This is a genomic window from Pseudomonas sp. SIMBA_068, from assembly GCF_046534705.1.
In the GTDB taxonomy this organism is placed as follows: Bacteria; Pseudomonadota; Gammaproteobacteria; order Pseudomonadales; family Pseudomonadaceae; genus Aquipseudomonas; species Aquipseudomonas putida.
Genome location: NZ_JAWRYI010000637.1, coordinates 1 through 267 on the forward strand (window position 1 = coordinate 1; position 267 = coordinate 267).

General features: G+C 48.3%; 1 protein-coding gene. It reads right to left on the minus strand.

The genetic code is table 11. The features are described from left to right. A partial coding sequence (locus SB756_RS30765) for a hypothetical protein (RefSeq protein ID WP_410913328.1) occupies positions 1-267 on the minus strand: 267 nt, incomplete at both ends.

Genomic DNA, 267 nt, shown 5'->3' on the forward strand with positions numbered 1-267 from the left:
CTTGTGCAATAGCAACTTCTAATGCGTCAACACTTGCAGCAAAGTCAGAAGCCGCAACAATAGCAGCATCAGCTAGTACTAACGCAGCGGCTGCATTATCAGCGTTGTCTACCATTGCATTTTCAGCATCAGTAAGCGCAGTTGTTGATGCTGTTTCAGCAGTCATTGCAGCCGTTTCAGCCGCTTGCGCTAGTTCGTTAGTTTCTGTAGCAAGGGCAGCTGCTGCTGCAACTTCTGCATCAAAGTCAATAAGTGCTTGCGCTGCAG